General features: G+C 71.7%; 17 protein-coding genes and 1 riboswitch. Of the genes, 14 read left to right on the plus strand and 3 right to left on the minus strand.

Features of this window, described 5'->3' with window-relative positions; genetic code table 11:
- Positions 1-208: 208 nt before the first annotated feature.
- Positions 209-339: riboswitch (FMN riboswitch) on the plus strand.
- Positions 340-500: 161 nt separating this feature from the next.
- From GT045_RS03850 to GT045_RS03890, 9 genes are all read left to right on the plus strand, one after another.
- A complete protein-coding gene (locus tag GT045_RS03850; RefSeq protein ID WP_161333293.1) occupies positions 501-1,106 on the plus strand; it encodes a riboflavin synthase in 606 nt (201 codons plus the stop codon).
- Entirely contained in the window at positions 1,103-1,744 is a 642-nt protein-coding gene (locus GT045_RS03855) for a nicotinamide mononucleotide transporter family protein (RefSeq protein ID WP_161333294.1), read from the plus strand. Before GT045_RS03850 ends, GT045_RS03855 begins: the two co-directional genes overlap by 4 nt.
- Positions 1,741-3,042: a bifunctional 3,4-dihydroxy-2-butanone-4-phosphate synthase/GTP cyclohydrolase II gene (locus tag GT045_RS03860; protein ID WP_161296375.1), complete on the plus strand. Its 1,302-nt coding sequence runs from the start codon at positions 1,741-1,743 to the stop codon at positions 3,040-3,042. The genes GT045_RS03855 and GT045_RS03860 overlap by 4 nt, the downstream gene beginning before the upstream one ends.
- A gap of 27 nt (positions 3,043-3,069) precedes the next feature.
- The gene (gene ribH, locus GT045_RS03865) at positions 3,070-3,555 is read left to right on the plus strand and encodes a 6,7-dimethyl-8-ribityllumazine synthase (RefSeq protein ID WP_161296373.1); all 486 of its coding nucleotides are present in this window, start codon (positions 3,070-3,072) and stop codon (positions 3,553-3,555) included.
- A 34-nt stretch (positions 3,556-3,589) separates the two neighbouring features.
- Complete coding sequence (locus tag GT045_RS03870; RefSeq protein ID WP_019983911.1) at positions 3,590-3,862, plus strand: phosphoribosyl-ATP diphosphatase; 273 nt, start codon at positions 3,590-3,592, stop codon at positions 3,860-3,862.
- Positions 3,863-3,911: 49 nt separating this feature from the next.
- Positions 3,912-4,769, plus strand: a complete 858-nt coding sequence (gene hisG / locus GT045_RS03875; RefSeq protein WP_161296371.1) for an ATP phosphoribosyltransferase — start codon at positions 3,912-3,914, stop codon at positions 4,767-4,769.
- Positions 4,770-4,785: 16 nt separating this feature from the next.
- Positions 4,786-5,247: a PH domain-containing protein gene (locus GT045_RS03880; RefSeq protein WP_161296369.1), complete on the plus strand. Its 462-nt coding sequence runs from the start codon at positions 4,786-4,788 to the stop codon at positions 5,245-5,247.
- A 164-nt stretch (positions 5,248-5,411) separates the two neighbouring features.
- Positions 5,412-6,746 carry a hemolysin family protein gene (locus GT045_RS03885; protein ID WP_161296367.1) on the plus strand — a complete coding sequence of 445 codons (1,335 nt, stop codon included), beginning with the start codon at positions 5,412-5,414 and terminating at the stop codon, positions 6,744-6,746.
- On the plus strand, positions 6,743-7,816 hold the full coding sequence (locus GT045_RS03890) for a hemolysin family protein (RefSeq protein WP_161296365.1): 1,074 nt from the start codon (positions 6,743-6,745) through the stop codon (positions 7,814-7,816). The genes GT045_RS03885 and GT045_RS03890 overlap by 4 nt, the downstream gene beginning before the upstream one ends.
- Positions 7,817-8,004: 188 nt before the next feature.
- Here the strand turns inward: GT045_RS03890 and GT045_RS03895 are convergent, their stop codons facing one another.
- Together GT045_RS03895 and GT045_RS03900 are read right to left on the minus strand one after the other, a co-directional pair.
- A complete protein-coding gene (locus tag GT045_RS03895) occupies positions 8,005-9,876 on the minus strand; it encodes an AAA family ATPase (RefSeq protein WP_161296363.1) in 1,872 nt (623 codons plus the stop codon).
- 428 nt (positions 9,877-10,304) lie between these two features.
- Complete coding sequence (locus tag GT045_RS03900; RefSeq protein ID WP_345942535.1) at positions 10,305-10,925, minus strand: hypothetical protein; 621 nt, start codon at positions 10,923-10,925, stop codon at positions 10,305-10,307.
- 267 nt (positions 10,926-11,192) lie between these two features.
- Here GT045_RS03900 and GT045_RS03905 point away from each other — a divergent pair, with 267 nt between their 5' ends.
- The 5 genes from GT045_RS03905 (at position 11,193) to GT045_RS03925 (ending at position 16,363) form a co-directional block, all read left to right on the plus strand.
- Positions 11,193-12,149: a hypothetical protein gene (locus tag GT045_RS03905; RefSeq protein WP_202527062.1), complete on the plus strand. Its 957-nt coding sequence runs from the start codon at positions 11,193-11,195 to the stop codon at positions 12,147-12,149.
- A 78-nt stretch (positions 12,150-12,227) separates the two neighbouring features.
- Positions 12,228-13,754: an amino acid permease gene (locus GT045_RS03910; protein WP_202515583.1), complete on the plus strand. Its 1,527-nt coding sequence runs from the start codon at positions 12,228-12,230 to the stop codon at positions 13,752-13,754.
- Positions 13,755-14,020: 266 nt separating this feature from the next.
- Positions 14,021-15,382, plus strand: coding sequence for a peptidase C39 family protein (locus GT045_RS03915; RefSeq protein ID WP_161333295.1), 1,362 nt, complete (start codon positions 14,021-14,023; stop codon positions 15,380-15,382).
- Between the two features lie 114 nt (positions 15,383-15,496).
- Positions 15,497-15,637, plus strand: a complete 141-nt coding sequence (locus tag GT045_RS03920) for an SCO1431 family membrane protein (RefSeq protein ID WP_161290119.1) — start codon at positions 15,497-15,499, stop codon at positions 15,635-15,637.
- Between the two features lie 78 nt (positions 15,638-15,715).
- On the plus strand, positions 15,716-16,363 hold the full coding sequence (locus tag GT045_RS03925; protein WP_161333296.1) for a TetR/AcrR family transcriptional regulator: 648 nt from the start codon (positions 15,716-15,718) through the stop codon (positions 16,361-16,363).
- Between the two features lie 6 nt (positions 16,364-16,369).
- Here GT045_RS03925 and GT045_RS03930 read toward each other — a convergent pair.
- A partial coding sequence (locus GT045_RS03930; RefSeq protein ID WP_161333297.1) for a glycoside hydrolase family 18 protein occupies positions 16,370-17,182 on the minus strand: 813 nt, incomplete at its 5' end.

Consider the following 17,182-nt stretch of genomic DNA (forward strand, 5'->3'; position numbering starts at 1 on the left):
CGTCACCGCCGCCGGGCCCGTCCGCACCCTAAAAGGACTAGACCAGTACGGTCAATGGTCCGGACCGACGTCAACCCGTCCCCGGCGGGGCCGGGTTGGGCAGGACGACCGCGTGGCGCGAAAGCGGCGGTACGCACTGTGATCGAGCCCACACCACTCACCCCTCTGGGTGAGTGCCGGTCGTGGCACACTGGCCCTGTACCAGAAGCAGCGCACTCCGGGGTCGGTGAAAGTCCGAACCGGCGGTTACAGTCCGCGACCCGGTCGCTTCCAGCGGCCGGTTGACCAGGTGGAATTCCTGGACCGACGGTTAAAGTCCGGATGGGAGGCAGTGCGCGGCGGGCGGGCATACGTCTTTCCGTGTGCGCGCCGCCGTATGCGGATCGGCCCTACGCGGCCGATCCTGTCCGGCGACGCCCCCGGTGTGTGCTCACCCGTAGATTCTGTCGTCATCGACAGGCCCCGGAGTCCGTGCCCGAAGAGGCAGGAGGACCCGGGAAGTGTTCACCGGAATCGTCGAAGAGCTGGGTGAGGTCACCGCCGTCGAGAACCTCGGCGACGCCTCCCGCTTCCGGCTCCGCGGCCCCGTCGTCACCGAGGGCGCGCAGCACGGCGACTCCATCGCCGTGAACGGGGTCTGTCTCACCGTCGTCGAGCACGCGGACGGCGAGTTCACCGCCGACGTCATGGCCGAGACCCTGAACCGCTCCAGCCTGGGCGCCCTCACCGTCGGCTCCCGGGTCAACCTGGAGCGCCCCACCGCCGTCGGCGCCCGCCTCGGCGGCCACATCGTGCAGGGGCACGTGGACGGCACCGGCGAGATCCTGGAGCGCACGCCCTCCGAGAACTGGGAGATCGTGAAGATCTCCCTGCCCGCGGCCCTGACCCGCTACGTCGTGGAGAAGGGCTCCATCACCGTCGACGGCATCAGCCTGACCGTCGTGGAGGCGGGGGACGACCACTTCACCGTCAGCCTCATCCCGACCACCCTCGCCCTGACCACGCTCGGCGTGAAGCAGCCCGGCGACCCGGTCAACCTCGAGGTGGACGTCATCGCCAAGTACGTGGAGCGCCTGCTCACGGCCGGACCGGGGGCGGGCCGGTGAACTCGCTCAACACCGAGGCCTTCACCCTGTTCGGACAGCACATCCTGTGGTCCGACATGACCGGCAACATCCTCGGCCTGGTCGGCCTCGCCCTCGGCTGGCGGCGCTCCCTGTGGACCTGGCCGGTCCAGTTCGCCTCCGGCCTGATCCTCTTCGCGGCCTTCTACGGCCACCTCACCGGCAGCGCCGGAAAGCAGGCCGTGGTCATGGCGGTCGCCGGCTACGGCTTCTGGCAGTGGAACCGCGGCCGCGGCACGGGCGGCGACGGCCACATCGCGCCCCGGTTCGCCACCTGGCGCGAGCGCGGCGCCATGGTCGCCGCCGCCGCCGTCGGTACGGTCGCCGTGGCCCTGCTCTTCACGGCCTACCCGGACCTCTCCTGGGACCCCTGGCCCGACGCCTACATCTTCGTCGGCACCATCGTCGCGATGTACGCCCAGGCCAAGGGCATGGTCGAGTTCTGGTTCGCCTGGCTGCTCGTCGACCTCGTCGGCGTGCCCCTCAACTTCGCCAACGGCTACGCCTTCTCCGGCTTCGTCTACGTCATCTACGGCGCACTCGTCCTGTGGGGCATGCGCGACTGGTGGCTGCGCTCCCGCAGGAGCCCGCAGCCCGCACTGGAAGGAGCGCCGGCATGACCTCGGCACCACCGCTGTACGGCACCGACGACATCGAGCACTTCACCCTCGACCCGGTCGAGCGGGCCATCGCCGACATCGCCGCGGGCCGCCCCGTGGTCGTCGTCGACGACGAGGACCGGGAGAACGAGGGCGACCTCGTCATCGCCGCCGAGAAGGCCACCCCCGAGATCGTCGCCTTCATGATGAGCGAGTGCCGCGGCCTGATCTGCGCCCCCATGGAGGGCGCGGAACTGGACCGGCTGCGGCTGCCGCAGATGGTCGAGGACAACACCGAGTCGATGAAGACCGCGTTCACGGTCTCCGTCGACGCCTCCGCCGCCCACGGCGTCAGTACCGGCATCTCCGCCGCCGACCGCGCGACCACCCTCCGGCTGCTGGCCGGCGGAACCGCGGAGCCCGACGACCTCGTCCGGCCCGGCCACGTCTTCCCGCTGCGCGCCCGCCCCGGCGGCGTCCTCGTCCGCGACGGCCACACCGAGGCCGCCGTCGACCTCGCCCGGCTCGCGGGCCTGCGCCCGGCCGGCGCCATCGTGGAGATCGCCGGCGAGGACGGCCGGATGCTCCGCCTGCCCGAACTGATCCCGTTCGCCCGCAAGCACGGCCTGACGATCATCTCCATCGAGGACCTCATCGCCTACCGCCGGGACAGCGAGCCCACCGTCCGCCGCGAGGCGGAGACCCGCCTGCCCACCCGGCACGGCACCTTCACCGCCTACGGCTACCGGTCCACCGTCGACGGCGTCGAACACGTCGCCCTCGTCCACGGCGAGATCGGCGACGGCGAGGACGTCCTCGTCCGCGTCCACTCCGAATGCCTCACCGGCGACGTCTTCGGCTCCCTGCGCTGCGACTGCGGCCCCCAGCTGGACACCGCCCTGGAACGCATCCAGGCCGAGGGCCGCGGTGTGGTCGTCTACCTGCGCGGACACGAGGGCCGCGGGATCGGCCTGCTGTCCAAGCTCCGGGCCTACGAACTGCAGGAGCAGGGCCACGACACGCTCGACGCCAATCTCGAACTCGGCCTGCCCGCCGACGCCCGCGACTACGGCGCCGGCGCGCGGATCCTCGCCGACCTCGGGGTGCGCGGCGTCCGGCTGATGACCAACAACCCCGAGAAGACCGACGCCCTGCTGCGCCACGGCCTGAAGGTCACCGGCCGCGAACCGATGCCGGTCCAGGCCGGCGAGCACAACCTCCGCTACCTGCGCACCAAGCGGGACCGGATGGGGCACGACCTGCCCTGGCTGGACACACCGGCCACGGCCGCGCCGGCGGCCACCTGCGGCAACCAGTAAGCGAAGCGAAAAGCACTTAGGAGAGACGTGAGCGGCAAGGGTGCACCGGAGCTGTCCGTACGCAACGTGAGCGACCTCAGGGTCGCCGTCATCGCGGCGCAGTGGCACGACAAGGTGATGGACGGACTGGTGAACGGCGCCCTGCGCGCCCTGCACGACCTGGGCATCGACGAGCCCACGCTGATCCGGGTCCCCGGCAGCTTCGAGCTGCCCGTCGCCGCCAAGGTGCTCGCGGGCCGCGGCTACGACGCCGTCGTCGCCCTCGGCGTCGTCATCCGGGGCGGCACCCCCCATTTCGACTACGTGTGCCAGGGCGTCACCCAGGGCCTCACCCAGGTCTCCGTCGAGACCGGCGTCCCCGTCGGCTTCGGCGTCCTCACCTGCGACACCGAGGAGCAGGCCCTGGACCGGGCGGGGATCGAGGGCTCCACCGAGGACAAGGGCCACGAGGCGGTGACGGCGGCGGTGGCGACCGCGGCCACGCTGCGCTCAGTATCCGAACCCTGGCACTAGGTCGGCCGCCACTACGGCTAGGGTGGGGCTCACCATGTCCAAGAAGACGTTCGAGGAGCTCTTCACCGAGCTCCAGCACAAGGCCGCCCAGGGCGATCCCGCCACCTCCCGTACCGCAGAGCTGGTCGGCAAGGGCGTCCATGCCATCGGCAAGAAGGTCGTCGAAGAGGCCGCGGAGGTCTGGATGGCCGCCGAGTACGAGGGCAAGGAGGCGGCCGCCGAGGAGATCTCGCAGCTGCTGTACCACGTCCAGGTGATGATGGTCGCCCGCGGGATCTCCCTGGACGACGTCTACGCCCACCTGTAAGCCCCACCAGCTCCCACCCACACCACTCAACGCGAAGGAAGCCGTCCTCATGCTGCGCATCGCCGTCCCCAACAAGGGTTCCCTGTCCGGCCCTGCGGCGGAGATGCTGCATGAGGCCGGCTACCAGCAGCGCCGCGAGGCCAAGGAGCTGCGCATCGTCGACCCGGAGAACGAGGTCGAGTTCTTCTACCTCCGCCCCCGCGACATCGCGATCTACGTCTCCTCCGGCCGCCTCGACATCGGCATCACCGGCCGCGACCTGCTGATCGACTCCGGTGCCCAGGCCGAGGAGATCCTGCCGCTCGGCTTCGCCCGCTCCACCTTCCGTTTCGCCGCCAAGCCGGGCACGGCGAACGGCATCGAGGACCTCAAGGGCCGCACGGTCGCCACCTCCTACGAGGGGATCGTCGCGGCGCACCTGGCCGACCGCGGCGTCGACGCCTCCGTCGTCCACCTGGACGGCGCCGTCGAGACCGCGATCGAGCTGGGCGTCGCCGAGGTCATCGCCGACGTCGTCGAGACCGGCACCAGCCTGCGCAACGCGGGCCTGGAGGTCTTCGGCGAGCCGATCATGAAGTCCGAGGCGATCGTCGTCCGCCGCACCGACGCCGGCGCGGACGACACCGTCGAGCCCAAGGTCCAGCAGTTCCTGCGCCGCCTCCAGGGCGTCCTGGTCGCCCGGACGTACGTGATGATGGACTACGACTGCCGGGTCGAGCAGCTGGAGAAGGCCGTCGCGCTCACCCCCGGCCTGGAGTCCCCGACCGTCTCCCCCCTGCACAACGAGGGCTGGGTCGCGGTCCGCGCCATGGTCCCCTCCAAGGAGGCCCAGCGGATCATGGACGATCTCTACGCCATCGGCGCCCGCGCCATCCTGACCACGGCCATCCACGCCTGCCGCCTGTAGAGGGACTCGCCGACCGATGTCCGACCTGCCCGCCCTGCCGGTCACCTTCCGGCCGGGCCACACCCGGGTGATTCTCCTCACCGCCGGTGTCGTGATGTTCCTGACGATGAGCGGCATCGCGCTGCTGCTGGAACAGCTCGGCCCGGGCGACCGGCTGACCTTCATCATCACCGGGGCGCTCATCTTCTGGTTCCTGGCCCAGCTGGCACGGGTGAAGGTGGTCGCCGACGAAACCGGTGTCACCGTGGTGAACATCGTCAGCAAGCGCCGTCTGGCCTGGGCGGAGATCCTGCGGGTGAACCTCCGGGCGGGTGACCCGTGGGTGTTCCTCGACCTCAGCGACGGCACCAGCCTCGCCGCGCTCGGCATCCAGCCGGGCATCGCCAAGCAGCGGGCCGTCGCCGACGCCCGGACCCTGCGCGCGCTCGCCGAGGCCCACTCGGGCCCGTCCGCCCTGCCGCACGAGCCCAGATCTTGATTAATCTGGAGGGCGGAGGCCGACTCGCTGCGCCTCCGCCCCTGCGTGCCGCCCGGTGCACAGGGGCTCCTGCTACCCGAGGAGTGACTCCCCCCGGCGATGGACGGATCGTCCTGTAGTACCTGCGCCACCCCCGCCCGACATAGCGGGAAGGCGGTGGCAGCGTGACCACCCCCCTGCTGCTCCTCGGAGCGGCGCTTCTGCTGATCCTCGCCAACGGATTCTTCGTGGCGGCGGAGTTCGGCCTGGTGACCGTGGAGCGGCCGGACGCCGAGAAGGCCGCCGCCGACGGCGACCCACGCGCCCGCACGGTCGTGGAGTCCCTGAAGGAGCTGTCCTTCCAGCTCTCCGGCACCCAGCTCGGCATCACCATCACCTCCCTGGTCGTCGGCATGCTCGCCGAGCCGGCCCTGGCCGCGCTGCTGCACGGCCCCTTCGCCGCGCTCGGCATCCCCGCGGGGGCCGCCTCCGGCGTCGCCGTGGTCGTCGGCATGCTGCTGGCGTCCGCGATCCAGATGGTGATCGGCGAACTCGTACCCAAGAACTGGGCGGTGTCCCGGCCGCTGCAGGTCGCGCGCTTCGTCGCCGGCCCCCAGCACCGCTTCGCCCGCCTGTTCCGCCCGGTCATCTCCGCGCTGAACACGGTCGCCAACCGGCTGGTGCGCGCCCTCGGCGTCGAACCCGCCGATGAACTGGCCTCCGCCCGCACCCCCGGCGAGCTGGTCTCCCTGGCCCGGCACTCCGCCCAGGCCGGCGCCCTGGAGCAGGACACGGCCGACCTGTTCGTCCGCACCCTGTCCCTGGGCGAGCTGACCACGCAGCACGTCATGACCCCGCGCGTGAAGGTCAGCGCGCTGCAGGACTCGGCCACCGCCGAGGACGTCGTCAACCTGACCCGGGCCACCGGCCTGTCCCGCTTCCCCGTCTACCGGGAGAAGATCGACGAGATCGTCGGCATGGCCCACCTCAAGGACGCGCTGGCCGTCCCGGTGCACGACCGGCTGCGCACGCCGGTCGGCCGCATCGCGCGCAAGGCGCTCCTGGTCCCGGAGACCCTGCCCGTCCAGCCGCTGCTCGCCCGGCTCCGCAGCGAGCAGCCCATCGCGGTCGTCGTGGACGAGTACGGCGGCACGGCGGGTGTGGTCACCCTGGAGGACATCGTCGAGGAACTGGTCGGTGAGGTCCGCGACGAGCACGACGCCAAGGACGCGCCCGAGCTGGCCCCCGCCCCGTCCGAGGACGGCAGGGCCGCCTGGGACGCCGACGGCAGCTGCCGCGTCGACGTCCTCCAGCGCATAGGTCTGGACGTGCCCGAGGGACCGTACGAGACCGTCGCCGGGCTGGTCGCCGACCTGCTCGGCCGGATCCCGGCCCCCGGCGACCGGGCCGAGCTGCCCGGCTGGCGGCTCTCGGTCCGCCAGGTCGGCCACTACCGTGCCGAACGGGTCCGCCTGGTCAGGACGGCCCCGGCGGCCGGCGTGACGGAGGCGGCCCGATGAGCGTCCTACAACTGGTCTTCGCCGCGCTGCTCGTGCTCGCCAACGGCTTTTTCGTCGGCGCCGAGTTCGCGCTCGTCTCCGTCCGCCGCAGTCAGATCGAACCGCTCGGCACGGCCCGGGCCCGCCAGGTGCTGTACGGCCTCGAACGCCTGCCGCAGATGATGGCCGCCGCCCAGTTCGGCATCACGGTGTGCTCCCTCACCCTCGGCGCGGTCGCCGAGCCGACCGTGGCGCAGCTGCTGGAACCGCTGTTCGAGTGGATCCACCTCCCGCACGGCATGATCCACCCGCTCGGCTACGTCATCGCCCTGGCCGCGGTGGTCTTCTTCCACCTGGTCATCGGCGAGATGGTGCCGAAGAACCTGGCCATGGCGGCGCCCGAGAAGGCGGCGCTGTGGCTCAGTCCCGGCCTGGTCTGGTTCGCCCGCCTGTGCAAGCCGATCACCGTGTCCCTCGGTGCCTGCGCCCAGGGCATCCTGCGGCTGTTCCGGGTCGAACCGAAGGACGAGGTGGAGGCGGTCGTCACCACGGAGCAGCTCAACCGGCTGCTGGAGGACTCCGGCCAGGCCGGCCTGCTCGACCCCGAGGAGCGGGAGCGCCTGGAGGACGCGCTGGAACTGGGCTCCCGCCCGGTGACGGACGTCCTGCTGCGCCGCGAGGCCCTGGTGACGGTCGCCCCGTCGGTCACCCCGGGGGAGATCGTCGAGCTGACGGCCCGCACGGGTTACTCCCGCTTCCCGGTCGCGGCCGGCGCGAAGGGCCCCTTCATGGGATACGTGCACGTCAAGGACGTCCTCGACCTGGAGGACTCCGAGCGGGCCGTCCCGCAGCACGTCTGGCGCCCGATGGCCACGCTCCGCGCCGAGCTGCCGCTCGACGACGCCCTGTCCGTGATGCGCCGGGCGGCCACGCACCTGGCGCAGGTGGCGGACGCGACCGGCAGGGTGCTGGGCCTGGTGGCCCTGGAGGACGTCCTGGAGATGCTGGTGGGCGAGGTCCGGGACCCGGCCCACCGGGACATGCCGGAGCCGCGGGTGAGCGGGGAGCCCGAGGAGGCCCTCACCGGCTGACTCCGGTGCTGCCGGGGGAGCCGTGCGGTGGCCGTCCGACGGCCGGCCACCGCCCGGTTCCCCACCCCGGCCCGGCGCACCTCACAGGCCCGGCGCACCTCACAGAGCCGGGCACGTCACAGGCCCGGCGCACCTCACAGGCCCGGCGCACCTCACAGACCCGGGGCACCTCACAGGCCCGGCGCACCTCACAGGCCCGGGGGATCCTGCGGTCCCCGCCCCGACAGCACCTCCCCGTACGCCTGCATCAGGTCGGGCAGCCGCAGCGTCGCCAGGTCGTCCCGGGACAGCGCCCCGGGGTACGACGACAGCCGCAGGTCGCGGTAGGCGCAGCTCTTCTCGTACAGCGTCCGCAGGAACCGCCCGTTGCCCAGCTCGTCGATCCACCCCTGGTCGACCACGTGCCCGGCGATGGACCGCAGCTCCTCCAGTGCCTCGCCGTCCCACCGGTCCCCGTTCTCCGCCGCGAGCACCTTCCCGATCTCGGTGAGTTCCAGCGGCCGGTACGACGGGAAGTCCACCCGGGTGGTGAAGCGGGACGACAGGCCGGGGTTGGCGGCGAGCAGGCGGTCCATGCCCTCGGGGTAGCCGGCCAGGATCACCACCAGGTGGTCCCGGTTGTCCTCGGCCCGCTTCAGCAGCACCTGCAACGCCTCGTCGCCGTAGGCGTCCCCCTTGCCGTACCCGGAGTTGGACAGCGAGTACGCCTCGTCCACGAACAGCACCCCGCCGATCGCGGAGTCGATCAGTTCGTTGGCCTTCACGGCCGTCTGCCCGAGGTACTCGCCGACCAGGTCCGCCCGCTGGGCCTCCACCAGATGGTCCCCGCCGAGCAGGCCCAGGGCGTAGAACACCCGTCCCAGGATGCGCGCGACCGTGGTCTTGCCCGTGCCGGACGGCCCGGAGAAGACGAAGTGCCGCTTGGGCGGCTGCACCGGCAGCCCCTGCCCGGCCCGCAGCCGCGCCATGTTCAGCTGCGCGGACAGCGCCTTGACCTGCCGCTTGACCGGTTCGAGGCCCACCATGCGCTCCAGTTCGGCGAGCGCCTCCTCGAGTAACGCGGGGTCGGTCGGCCCGGCCGGGATCGGCGCGACGGACGTCCCCGTGACCCCCGTCCGCAGTCGCACCGAGGGGTCGGCCACCGACGGCAGCGGCCCGGTCGGCAGATCGGGCTCCGGCAGCCGCAGGTCGCGGCCCTCCACGCCGAACAGCGGATCGAACACGTCGGCCCCGTCGACCGCGTCCTGCCCGGCGCCGGTGAGCGTGATCGCGGCGAAGTCCGCCGCGTCGTCGTACCCGTCGCCCTCGGCGATCGCGGCCAGCCGGGCGGAGGTGTCCATGAAGGCCGGGTCGACCCGGTGCACCGCCCGGTACAGGGGGAGCGCGGCGGCGCTGCGGCCGGTGCCCTCGTGGGCCCGGGCCAGCCAGTACCGCAGTTCCTTGCGCTGCGGCTGTTCGCTGCGGCACCGCATCAGTGCCGCCGACAGCAGCGGCTCGGCCTGGCCGTACATCTCCAGCCGGACCCGGGACATGCCCCCGAACAGGCCGGCCTCGATGCCGAGCAGGGGATCGTCCAGCAGCGGGTCGGTGTGCCGGACCAGCTGCTCCCAGTCCTTGACCAGGTAGGCGCGGCAGGCGTGCAGAAAACGGACCTGGGCGTCGGCGTCGACCGGCGGCAGCCCGGCGAGGGCGCGGTCCAGCTCGGGCACATGCCGGCCGTCCAGCCAGTGGGAGGCGTGCGCGAGCAGCAGGTCGCGCGGGCTCTCCAGCACCGGCTGCACCCACCAGCCCAGCCAGTACCAGGAGTTGAGGGTGCGGCGGTGCCGGGCGCGCTGTTCGCCGAACCGCTCGCGGTGCCGGAACATCCGCAGCAGCGCGGTGGTCGTGTCGACCCGGAGCGCGTGCAGTCCGAGCCAGCCGTCCGCCATGCCCGGGTCCATCCGCACCGCGGTGCGGAACTCCTCCTCCGCCTGCGGGTAGGCGCCCATCGTGTAGGCGTCCACTCCCCGCAGCCAGGCCAGGTCGGCCGGGGCCTCGGGGCCCTGCGTGCCGAAGTCCATCACGTCCCCCCACAGACCGTGCCCCGTGGTTCACCAGCGGGCAGTCACCCGATGGCCGCCGCGGTCGAACCGCTGTGCCGCGGACCGGAGTTGCCGGTGCGCGAGGCAGCAGCTCGAAGGTCGCACCGAGGGCATCGTACCCGCGGTGCCGCGCGTGCCGAAGGGTGCCGCACAGGGCGTTCGGGGAGGTGGGAGCAGACGGGGCGCACGGCGTTTCGTGACCCAGGGTGAGAGGACCGGTGCGCGCAGCGCCCGGATGTCCGGGCCGCGGGCAGAACGAAGCCCCCGGTCACGGGGGAACAACCGGGGGCTTCGTGTCGACGGGCGGCTCCGAAAGCCGCACATTGAGAACGTAAGACCTGTACGGGCCCCGGGTCAAGCACAGTTGAGGCACTCGGAGAAGTTGCCCAGCAAGGCCCTTCACAACTTCACCACATCGCGGATGGTCCGTCACCGAGCGTCACATCGGGCCCGGTTCCGGAGGTCGCCCGAGGCCCCGGAAGCACCTCGTACCCCTCCTGTCGCTGCAGCACCAGCAGATCGGCATGGGGGCGTGAGGGATCGGTGGTGAAGTGCGCGCGCTCCGCCGCGACCCAGCCGTCCCAGAACTCCCGCTGCTCCGCCCCGTCCCGCAGCCGGCCGCGCGCCCAGGACTCCTCCTCGGGCAACTCCATCCACAGCAGCCCCGCGAGATGGGGACGCAGCGCACGGCGGCCGGCGCCCACGCCCTCGATCAGCACGACGGGTGCGGCCGGCAGCGGGCGCGGGGCGCCGAAGGCGCGGGCCCGCCAGTCGTAGGGGGTGACGTACGCGGTCTCCCCGCGTGCCAGCGGTGTGATCACCTCGGACATGAGCCGTCCGGTCCAGGCGAAGAGCTGCGCGTGGCTGGCGATGTCGTCGAGGTGGAGCACCGGAGCCCCGCCCAGCGCTTCCGCCAGCCGCCCGGCGAAGGTGGATTTCCCGGAACCGGCATGGCCGTCGACGGCGATCAGCCGGACCGGTCCCAGTGAGGGGCGGAGCCCGCTCAGCCGTGCGGCGAGGGCGTGAATGGCGATTCCCGAGGTGTGGTGCGGTGTGGGGGGTTTTCCGTGAAACAGTCTAGAGGTGGCCTGATGTGGTCCGGACCGCCGGACCGGCGGGCGCCCCCGCCGGAAAAAGTCGCATCTTGAATCACCGGCTGGCGGCCAGTCAATGGCACCGATAAACCTTCCGAATCCTCTGACCGATATGTCGAATTCGGCGTTTCGGGTGTGCCCCACGCTGAGTAAGGTGCCTCCTGCGCAACGTGATGCGTCGCAGGGGACTGGCAGGGGGACATGGCCGCGGAATTATTCGAAGGGCACTACGTGTGGCACCCGGCGGCCGACGACCGCACCCTGGCGAGCGTATGCGTCGACGTGCGCGCCGGACGCTATCGGTACGCCTCCGAGGCGCTGGCCGAGACCCGCGCCGACTTCGCGCTGCGGTCCCACCGGTCGCTGGTCCTGGCCTCCGAGGCGGCCGGCAGCGATCTGGTGGAACGCTGGCTCGACGAGGAGCCGACGCCCGAAGCCGCGCTGATGTGGGCCCGGGTCGCGGTGCAGCGCGCGCTGCGGGCCGCCGACGCGCGCGACGAGAGGGCCGAGGCGCTGGAGCGGATCGCGCTGGCCGCCTGCGACCGGGCCGCCGAGGCGGCCCCGGCCGACCCCACCCCCTGGGTCGCCCGGCTCTCCATGGCCCGGCTGCACCGGTTGCGCGACCCGGCCCCGCACGGCCTGCTCACCGCGCCGCCCGGCCCCTGGCGGCTCTTCGCGCACATCCTCTCCCTCGACCCCTGGCACCGCGAGGCCCACCACCGCTTCCTGTCCTGCTTCTTCACGCGGTACGGCGGCTCGGTCACCGCGGCCTGGGACGTGGCCGCCTTCCTGAGCCAGCGGGCGCCCGCCGACTCCGTGCTGCGGCTGCTTCCCCTGGTCGCCCTGGTGGAGAGCTACAACCCCACCCAGCTGCTCGCCGACCGGGTCTGGGAACAGCCCCAGTGGCGCTCCACCGCACTGGCGATCTACCAGAACTGGCTGCCCGCGGTGGCCGGTTACCGCTTCACCCCGGTGCTCGACCTGGCCTACCTCGCGCACGCGCTGGTGATGGCCCAGCGCGAGTTCGAGGCCCGGGCGGTCTTCACGGCGATGGGCCCGTACGCCTCGCGCATGCCCTGGAGCGCCTTCGGCGACCCCGCCGAGCAGCTCTCCCGCGCCCGGCGTGCCTGCGGGCTGCCCGTCCCGGGGCCAGGCTGATCCCGCCCGTCCCTCCAGCCCCAGCGAGAGATCGTCCCCCTGTCCCATCGAGAGAAAGGCCGAGCTGTGTCGGAACGGATGTCGACTCCCCGGGTGCGGACCCGGGCCGCGGACACCGTCGTGCTCGACGACGACGCCACCCTGCACGCGATGGGTTATCCGCGGAAACTCACCCGGCGCTTCAAGGCGTTCGACAATTTCGCGATCTCCTTCACCATCATCAATATCCTCTCCGGTATCTTCTCTTCCTTCGGATTCGGTCTGAGTGCGGGCGGCCCCCGCATTCTGGTATTCGGCTGGATCGGTGTGTCGGTGATGGTCCTGCTCATCGGCGCCGCCATGGCGGAGGTCGCCTCGGCCTACCCGACGAGCGGCGCCCTGTACTTCTCGGCGGGCAAACTCGCCAAGCGGCACAAGGGCGCCTGGTCGTGGTTCACCGGCTGGCTGAACTTCGTGGGCCAGATCGGCGGCACCGCCGCCACCGGGTACGCCGCCGCCACCTTCATCCAGGTGTTCGTACAGTTGCAGTGGCCCTCGTACCAGCCGACCGCGCACCAGACGGTCCTGATCACGGCCCTGATCATCGTCCTGCAGGGCCTGGCCAACACCTACACCGTCCAGCTCGTCGCCGTACTGAACCGCATTTCCGTGTGGTGGCTGCTGATCGGACTCGTGGTGATCGTCGGTGCGCTCGTCGTGATGCCGGACCAGCATCAGTCGGCGTCCTTCGTCACGCATTTCGAGAACAACACCGGTTTCACGAACGGGCTTTACGGCGGCATGCTCGGCCTGCTGGTCACGAGCTGGACCTTCACGGGCTTCGACGGCAGCTTCCACATGTCCGAGGAAACGGTCCACGCGACGGTCAGCGCCCCGAAGGGCATCACCCGCGCCATCGGCTGTTCGGCGATCACCGGACTGATCCTGATGCTCGCACTGGTCTACAGCATCGGCGACTACGCCAAGGTGTCCGGCGCGGCCGCACCGCCCGTCCAGATCCTGATCGACGGCCTCGGCCTGCGCACCGCCAAGGTGATGCTCCTCATCATCATCGGCGCGATGCTCTTCTGCGGTCTCGCCAACCTCACCAGCAACACCCGGCAGATCTTCGCCTTCTCCCGGGACGGCGCCATGCCCGGTTCCCGCTGGTGGCACTCGGTCTCGCTGCGCACCCGTACGCCGGTGAAGGCGGTGTGGCTGGCGGTCGGCTGCTCGCTGGCCCTGGTGGTGCCGGGCTGGTGGTCGCACACGGCGTTCACCGCCATCGTCAGCGTCAACGTGGTCGGGCTCTTCCTCGCCTACGCCGTGCCGATCTTCCTGCGGCTGCGGCTCGGTGACGCCTTCCAGCCCGGCCCCTGGCACCTGGGCCGCTGGGGCAGGCCGATCGGCTGGCTGGCGGTGGTCTGGATCCTGCTCAGCAGCGTGCTGTTCATGCTGCCGCAGGCGTCGCCGATCACCGTCGACTCCTTCAACTACGCGCCGATCGCGCTCGCGGTCGTCCTGCTGGTGGCGACGGTGTGGTGGTTCGCCACCGCCCGCCGCCGCTTCCAGGGCCCGGTCAGCTACGGCCGCCCCGACGAGGTCGCCGCGATGGACCTGGTCTGACCGGCCGTCCCGGCTGGGGTGCGGGGACGGTCCTGGTCCGACCGGCCGTCCCGGCGAGGGTGCGGGGACGGTCCTGGTCCGACCGGCCGTCCCGGCGTGGCGCCGACGCGTCGCGCCGGGAGGCCCGGTGCCCCTTTCGGCGGCCCAGACCAATATTCCTGCCGCGGCATGCGCCGAAGTGCTGGCAGGGGGGTCCGGCCTGCTCCATAGTTGGCGCACACCCGTGCACCGGACCCGACTCGGACACCCTGGGGGTCGTCGCGCCCATGAGCAGAGCCCAACAGCCGTCCCGCAGAACCGTCCTGGCGGTGGCCGTCGCCGCGGCGGTGACCGGTACCGCGGCCCCCGCCGCCGCAGCCCCGCGAACCGCCGCCGACGACGCCGGCCGGGCGCAGGCCCGCCCGATCGACTACCACGCCTGGACCACGCACCGCGACTGGCGCGCCGGGACCGCCCAGGGCACCCGGGCCGTCGCCGGCCGCCGGCCCGGGCTCGTCATCGGCGCCCCCGCCGGCCGTACCGACTACACCGACCCGCACACCGGCACCACCGCCGCCTGGGAGTACGCCACCTGGACCGCCCCGGCGCACCGCCTCACCGTGCCCGCGACCGAGGTCGTCGCCTCCTGGAACGCGCACACCCCCGCCGGCACCTGGATCCAGGTCGAACTGCGCGGCACGTACACCGACGGCACCGACACACCCTGGTACGTGCTGGGCCGCTGGGCGGCGGGCGACCAGGACATCAAGCGCACCTCGGTGGACGGCCAGACCGACGGCAGGAGCACGGTCTGGACCGACACCTTCGCCATCGACGACGCGAGCACCGGTCTGCGACTGGCGTCGTACCGGCTGCGCCTGACCCTCTACCGCCGGCCCGGCACCCACCGCACGCCGACCGTCTGGCGGCTCGGCGCGATGGGCTCCGACGTCCCCGACCGCTTCACGGTCCCGGCCTCCACCCCCGGCCTCGCCCAGGAACTGGCCGTCCCCCGCTACTCGCAGGAGATCCACAAGGGCCAGTACCCCGAGTACGACGGCGGTGGCGAGGCGTGGTGCAGCCCCACCTCCTCACAGATGATCATCGAGTACTGGGGCGGCCGGCTCACCCCCGAGCAGCTGTCCTGGGTCGACCCGGCCTACGCCGACCCGCAGGTCGACCACGCGGCCCGCTTCACCTACGACCACCAGTACGAGGGCTGCGGCAACTGGCCCTTCAACGCGGCCTACGCGGCGACCTTCGAGGGCCTGCAGGGCGTGGTCACGCGGCTCGACTCCCTGACCGACCTGGAGACGCTGATCGCGGCCGGCATCCCGGCCATGACGTCCCAGTCCTTCCTGAAGGAAGAGCTGACGGGCGCCGGGTACGGCACCTCCGGGCACCTGATGACCGTGATCGGTTTCACGGCGGACGGCGACGTGATCGCGAACGACCCCGCGTCGCCGACCGACGATGCGGTGCGGCGGGTCTACCTGCGCCGGGAGTTCGAGAACGTGTGGCTGCGGACCAAGCGGTACAACGCCTCCGGGAAGGTCGCCTCCGGCACCGGGGGAGTCTGCTACCTCTACTTCCCGGCCCACCCCACCCCGCACCAGCGCAAGGCACTCGCCGCCGTGGGCGTGCGCTGACCCGCTCCGGGGCGTGTGACCAAGCTCATCGCCCCGGACGCCGTCGCGGGTGGCACAGTGGTCGGTATGGGCGGGGGGATCGACCGTGTACGTCCGACCTCTGCGAGTAACACCATGACCGCACACCCGGCCACCGCCACCCGCGTCCGCACGGGCGGACCCCAGGACGACGGACCGAAGATCGTCGAGCACGTGATGGGCTGGGTCCTCGTCGCGGTGCTCGCGATGCTGGTGACCCAGCTCGGCCTGCTCTGAACCGACCGGCTCCGCCCGCGGCATGTTCTGACATACTGCTGACGTCCCGCCGCGCCCAGACCGGGGTCGACATTGAAGATGCCGCAGCAGCGTGCCGCCACCCAGGTGCGCGGCACCGAGCGCTCCGCGGCGCGTCGCGCCGAACTCATCGCCATCGGGCGGAAGTTGTTCGCCGACACGTCCTACGACGCGCTGTCCATGGACGACATCGCCCGCCACGCCCAGGTCGCCAAGGGCCTGATCTACTACTACTTCCGGTCCAAGCGCGGCTACTACCTGGCGATCGTCCGGGACTCCGTCGCCGACCTGGTCACCTCCGCCGCGGGCGGCCGCGGGCTGCCCGCCGTGGAGCGCGTGCACCGCACCATCGACGGCTATCTGCGGTACGCCGAGACCCATCAGGCCGCCTACCGCACCATCGTCAGCGGCGGTGTCGGCTTCGACGCCGAGGTGCACGCGATCCGCGACGGGGTGCGCGAGGCGATCGTCGCCACGATCGCCGAAGGGGCCTACGGCCGCGGCGAGATCGCCCCGCTGGCCCGGATGGGCCTGCTCTCCTGGGTGTGCGGTGTGGAGGGCGCCACCCTGGACTGGATCGACCGCCCGGGGCTGTCCCGCGACACCATGCGCGAACTGCTGGTGAAGACGCTCGGCGGGGCCCTGCGCGCCATCGAGGAGCTGGACCCCGCCCACCCGGCCCCGCCGGCCGCCCGCCGGGACGGCTGACGGTACCTAGTTGATCGCCTTGATCAGCTCACCGTTCGCGGTGTCGCCGCTCAGCTCCCAGAAGAAGGTGCCGCCGAGGCCCTGCTGGTTCTTGTACGCCATCTTCGTGCCGATGGTCGCCGGAGTGTCGTAACTCCACCAGTCGCTGCCGCACTTGGCGTAGGCCGTGCCGCCCACGGTGCCGGTCGCCGGGCACTTGGACTTGAGCACCTTGTAGTCGTCGATGCCCTGTTCGTACGTCCCGGCCGCCGGGCCGGTGGCCGTGCCGCCGGGCGCCGCCTGGGTGACACCGGTCCAGCCGCGGCCGTAGAAGCCGATGCCGAGCAGCAGTTTCGATGCCGGGATGCCGAGGCCCTTGAGCTTCGCGATGGTCGCCGACGTGAAGAAGTCCGCCTTCGGGATGCCCGGGTAGGAGTTCAGCGGGGAGTGCGGGGCGGTCGGGCCGGTGGTGTCCCAGGCGCCGAAGTAGTCGTACGTCATCGGGTTGTACCAGTCGACGTACTGGGCGGCGCCGGCGTAGTCGGCGGCGTCGATCTTGCCGCCGCTGGTGGCGTCCGCGGTGATGGCCGCGGTCACCAGGCTGCCGGAGCCGAACTTCGACCGCAGCGCCGACAGCACCTTCTTCAGCGCGTCCCGTCCGCTGGTGTCGCAGCTCAGGCCGCAGGCGTTCGGGTACTCCCAGTCGATGTCGATGCCGTCGAAGACGCCCGCCCACTTGGAGTTCTTCACCAGGTCGTAGCAGGACTGGGCGAAGGCGGCCGGGTTCTTCGCGGCCTCGCCGAAACCGCCGGACCAGGTCCAGCCGCCGAAGGACCACAG

This window comes from Streptomyces sp. SID486 (genome assembly GCF_009865385.1).
GTDB lineage: Bacteria > Actinomycetota > Actinomycetes > Streptomycetales > Streptomycetaceae > Streptomyces.

What these genes read in the sequence shown, in the direction of transcription:
- GT045_RS03860 (WP_161296375.1), top strand. Translation starts at nt 1,741, where the DNA reads ATGACCTCGGCACCACCGCTGTACGGCACCGACGACATCGAGCACTTC.
- GT045_RS03870 (WP_019983911.1), top strand. Translation starts at nt 3,590, where the DNA reads ATGTCCAAGAAGACGTTCGAGGAGCTCTTCACCGAGCTCCAGCACAAG.
- hisG (WP_161296371.1), top strand. Translation starts at nt 3,912, where the DNA reads ATGCTGCGCATCGCCGTCCCCAACAAGGGTTCCCTGTCCGGCCCTGCG.
- GT045_RS03880 (WP_161296369.1), top strand. Translation starts at nt 4,786, where the DNA reads ATGTCCGACCTGCCCGCCCTGCCGGTCACCTTCCGGCCGGGCCACACC.
- GT045_RS03890 (WP_161296365.1), top strand. Translation starts at nt 6,743, where the DNA reads ATGAGCGTCCTACAACTGGTCTTCGCCGCGCTGCTCGTGCTCGCCAAC.
- GT045_RS03895 (WP_161296363.1), bottom strand. Translation starts at nt 9,876, where the DNA reads ATGGACTTCGGCACGCAGGGCCCCGAGGCCCCGGCCGACCTGGCCTGG.
- GT045_RS03905 (WP_202527062.1), top strand. Translation starts at nt 11,193, where the DNA reads ATGGCCGCGGAATTATTCGAAGGGCACTACGTGTGGCACCCGGCGGCC.
- GT045_RS03910 (WP_202515583.1), top strand. Translation starts at nt 12,228, where the DNA reads ATGTCGACTCCCCGGGTGCGGACCCGGGCCGCGGACACCGTCGTGCTC.
- GT045_RS03915 (WP_161333295.1), top strand. Translation starts at nt 14,021, where the DNA reads ATGAGCAGAGCCCAACAGCCGTCCCGCAGAACCGTCCTGGCGGTGGCC.
- GT045_RS03920 (WP_161290119.1), top strand. Translation starts at nt 15,497, where the DNA reads ATGACCGCACACCCGGCCACCGCCACCCGCGTCCGCACGGGCGGACCC.
- GT045_RS03925 (WP_161333296.1), top strand. Translation starts at nt 15,716, where the DNA reads ATGCCGCAGCAGCGTGCCGCCACCCAGGTGCGCGGCACCGAGCGCTCC.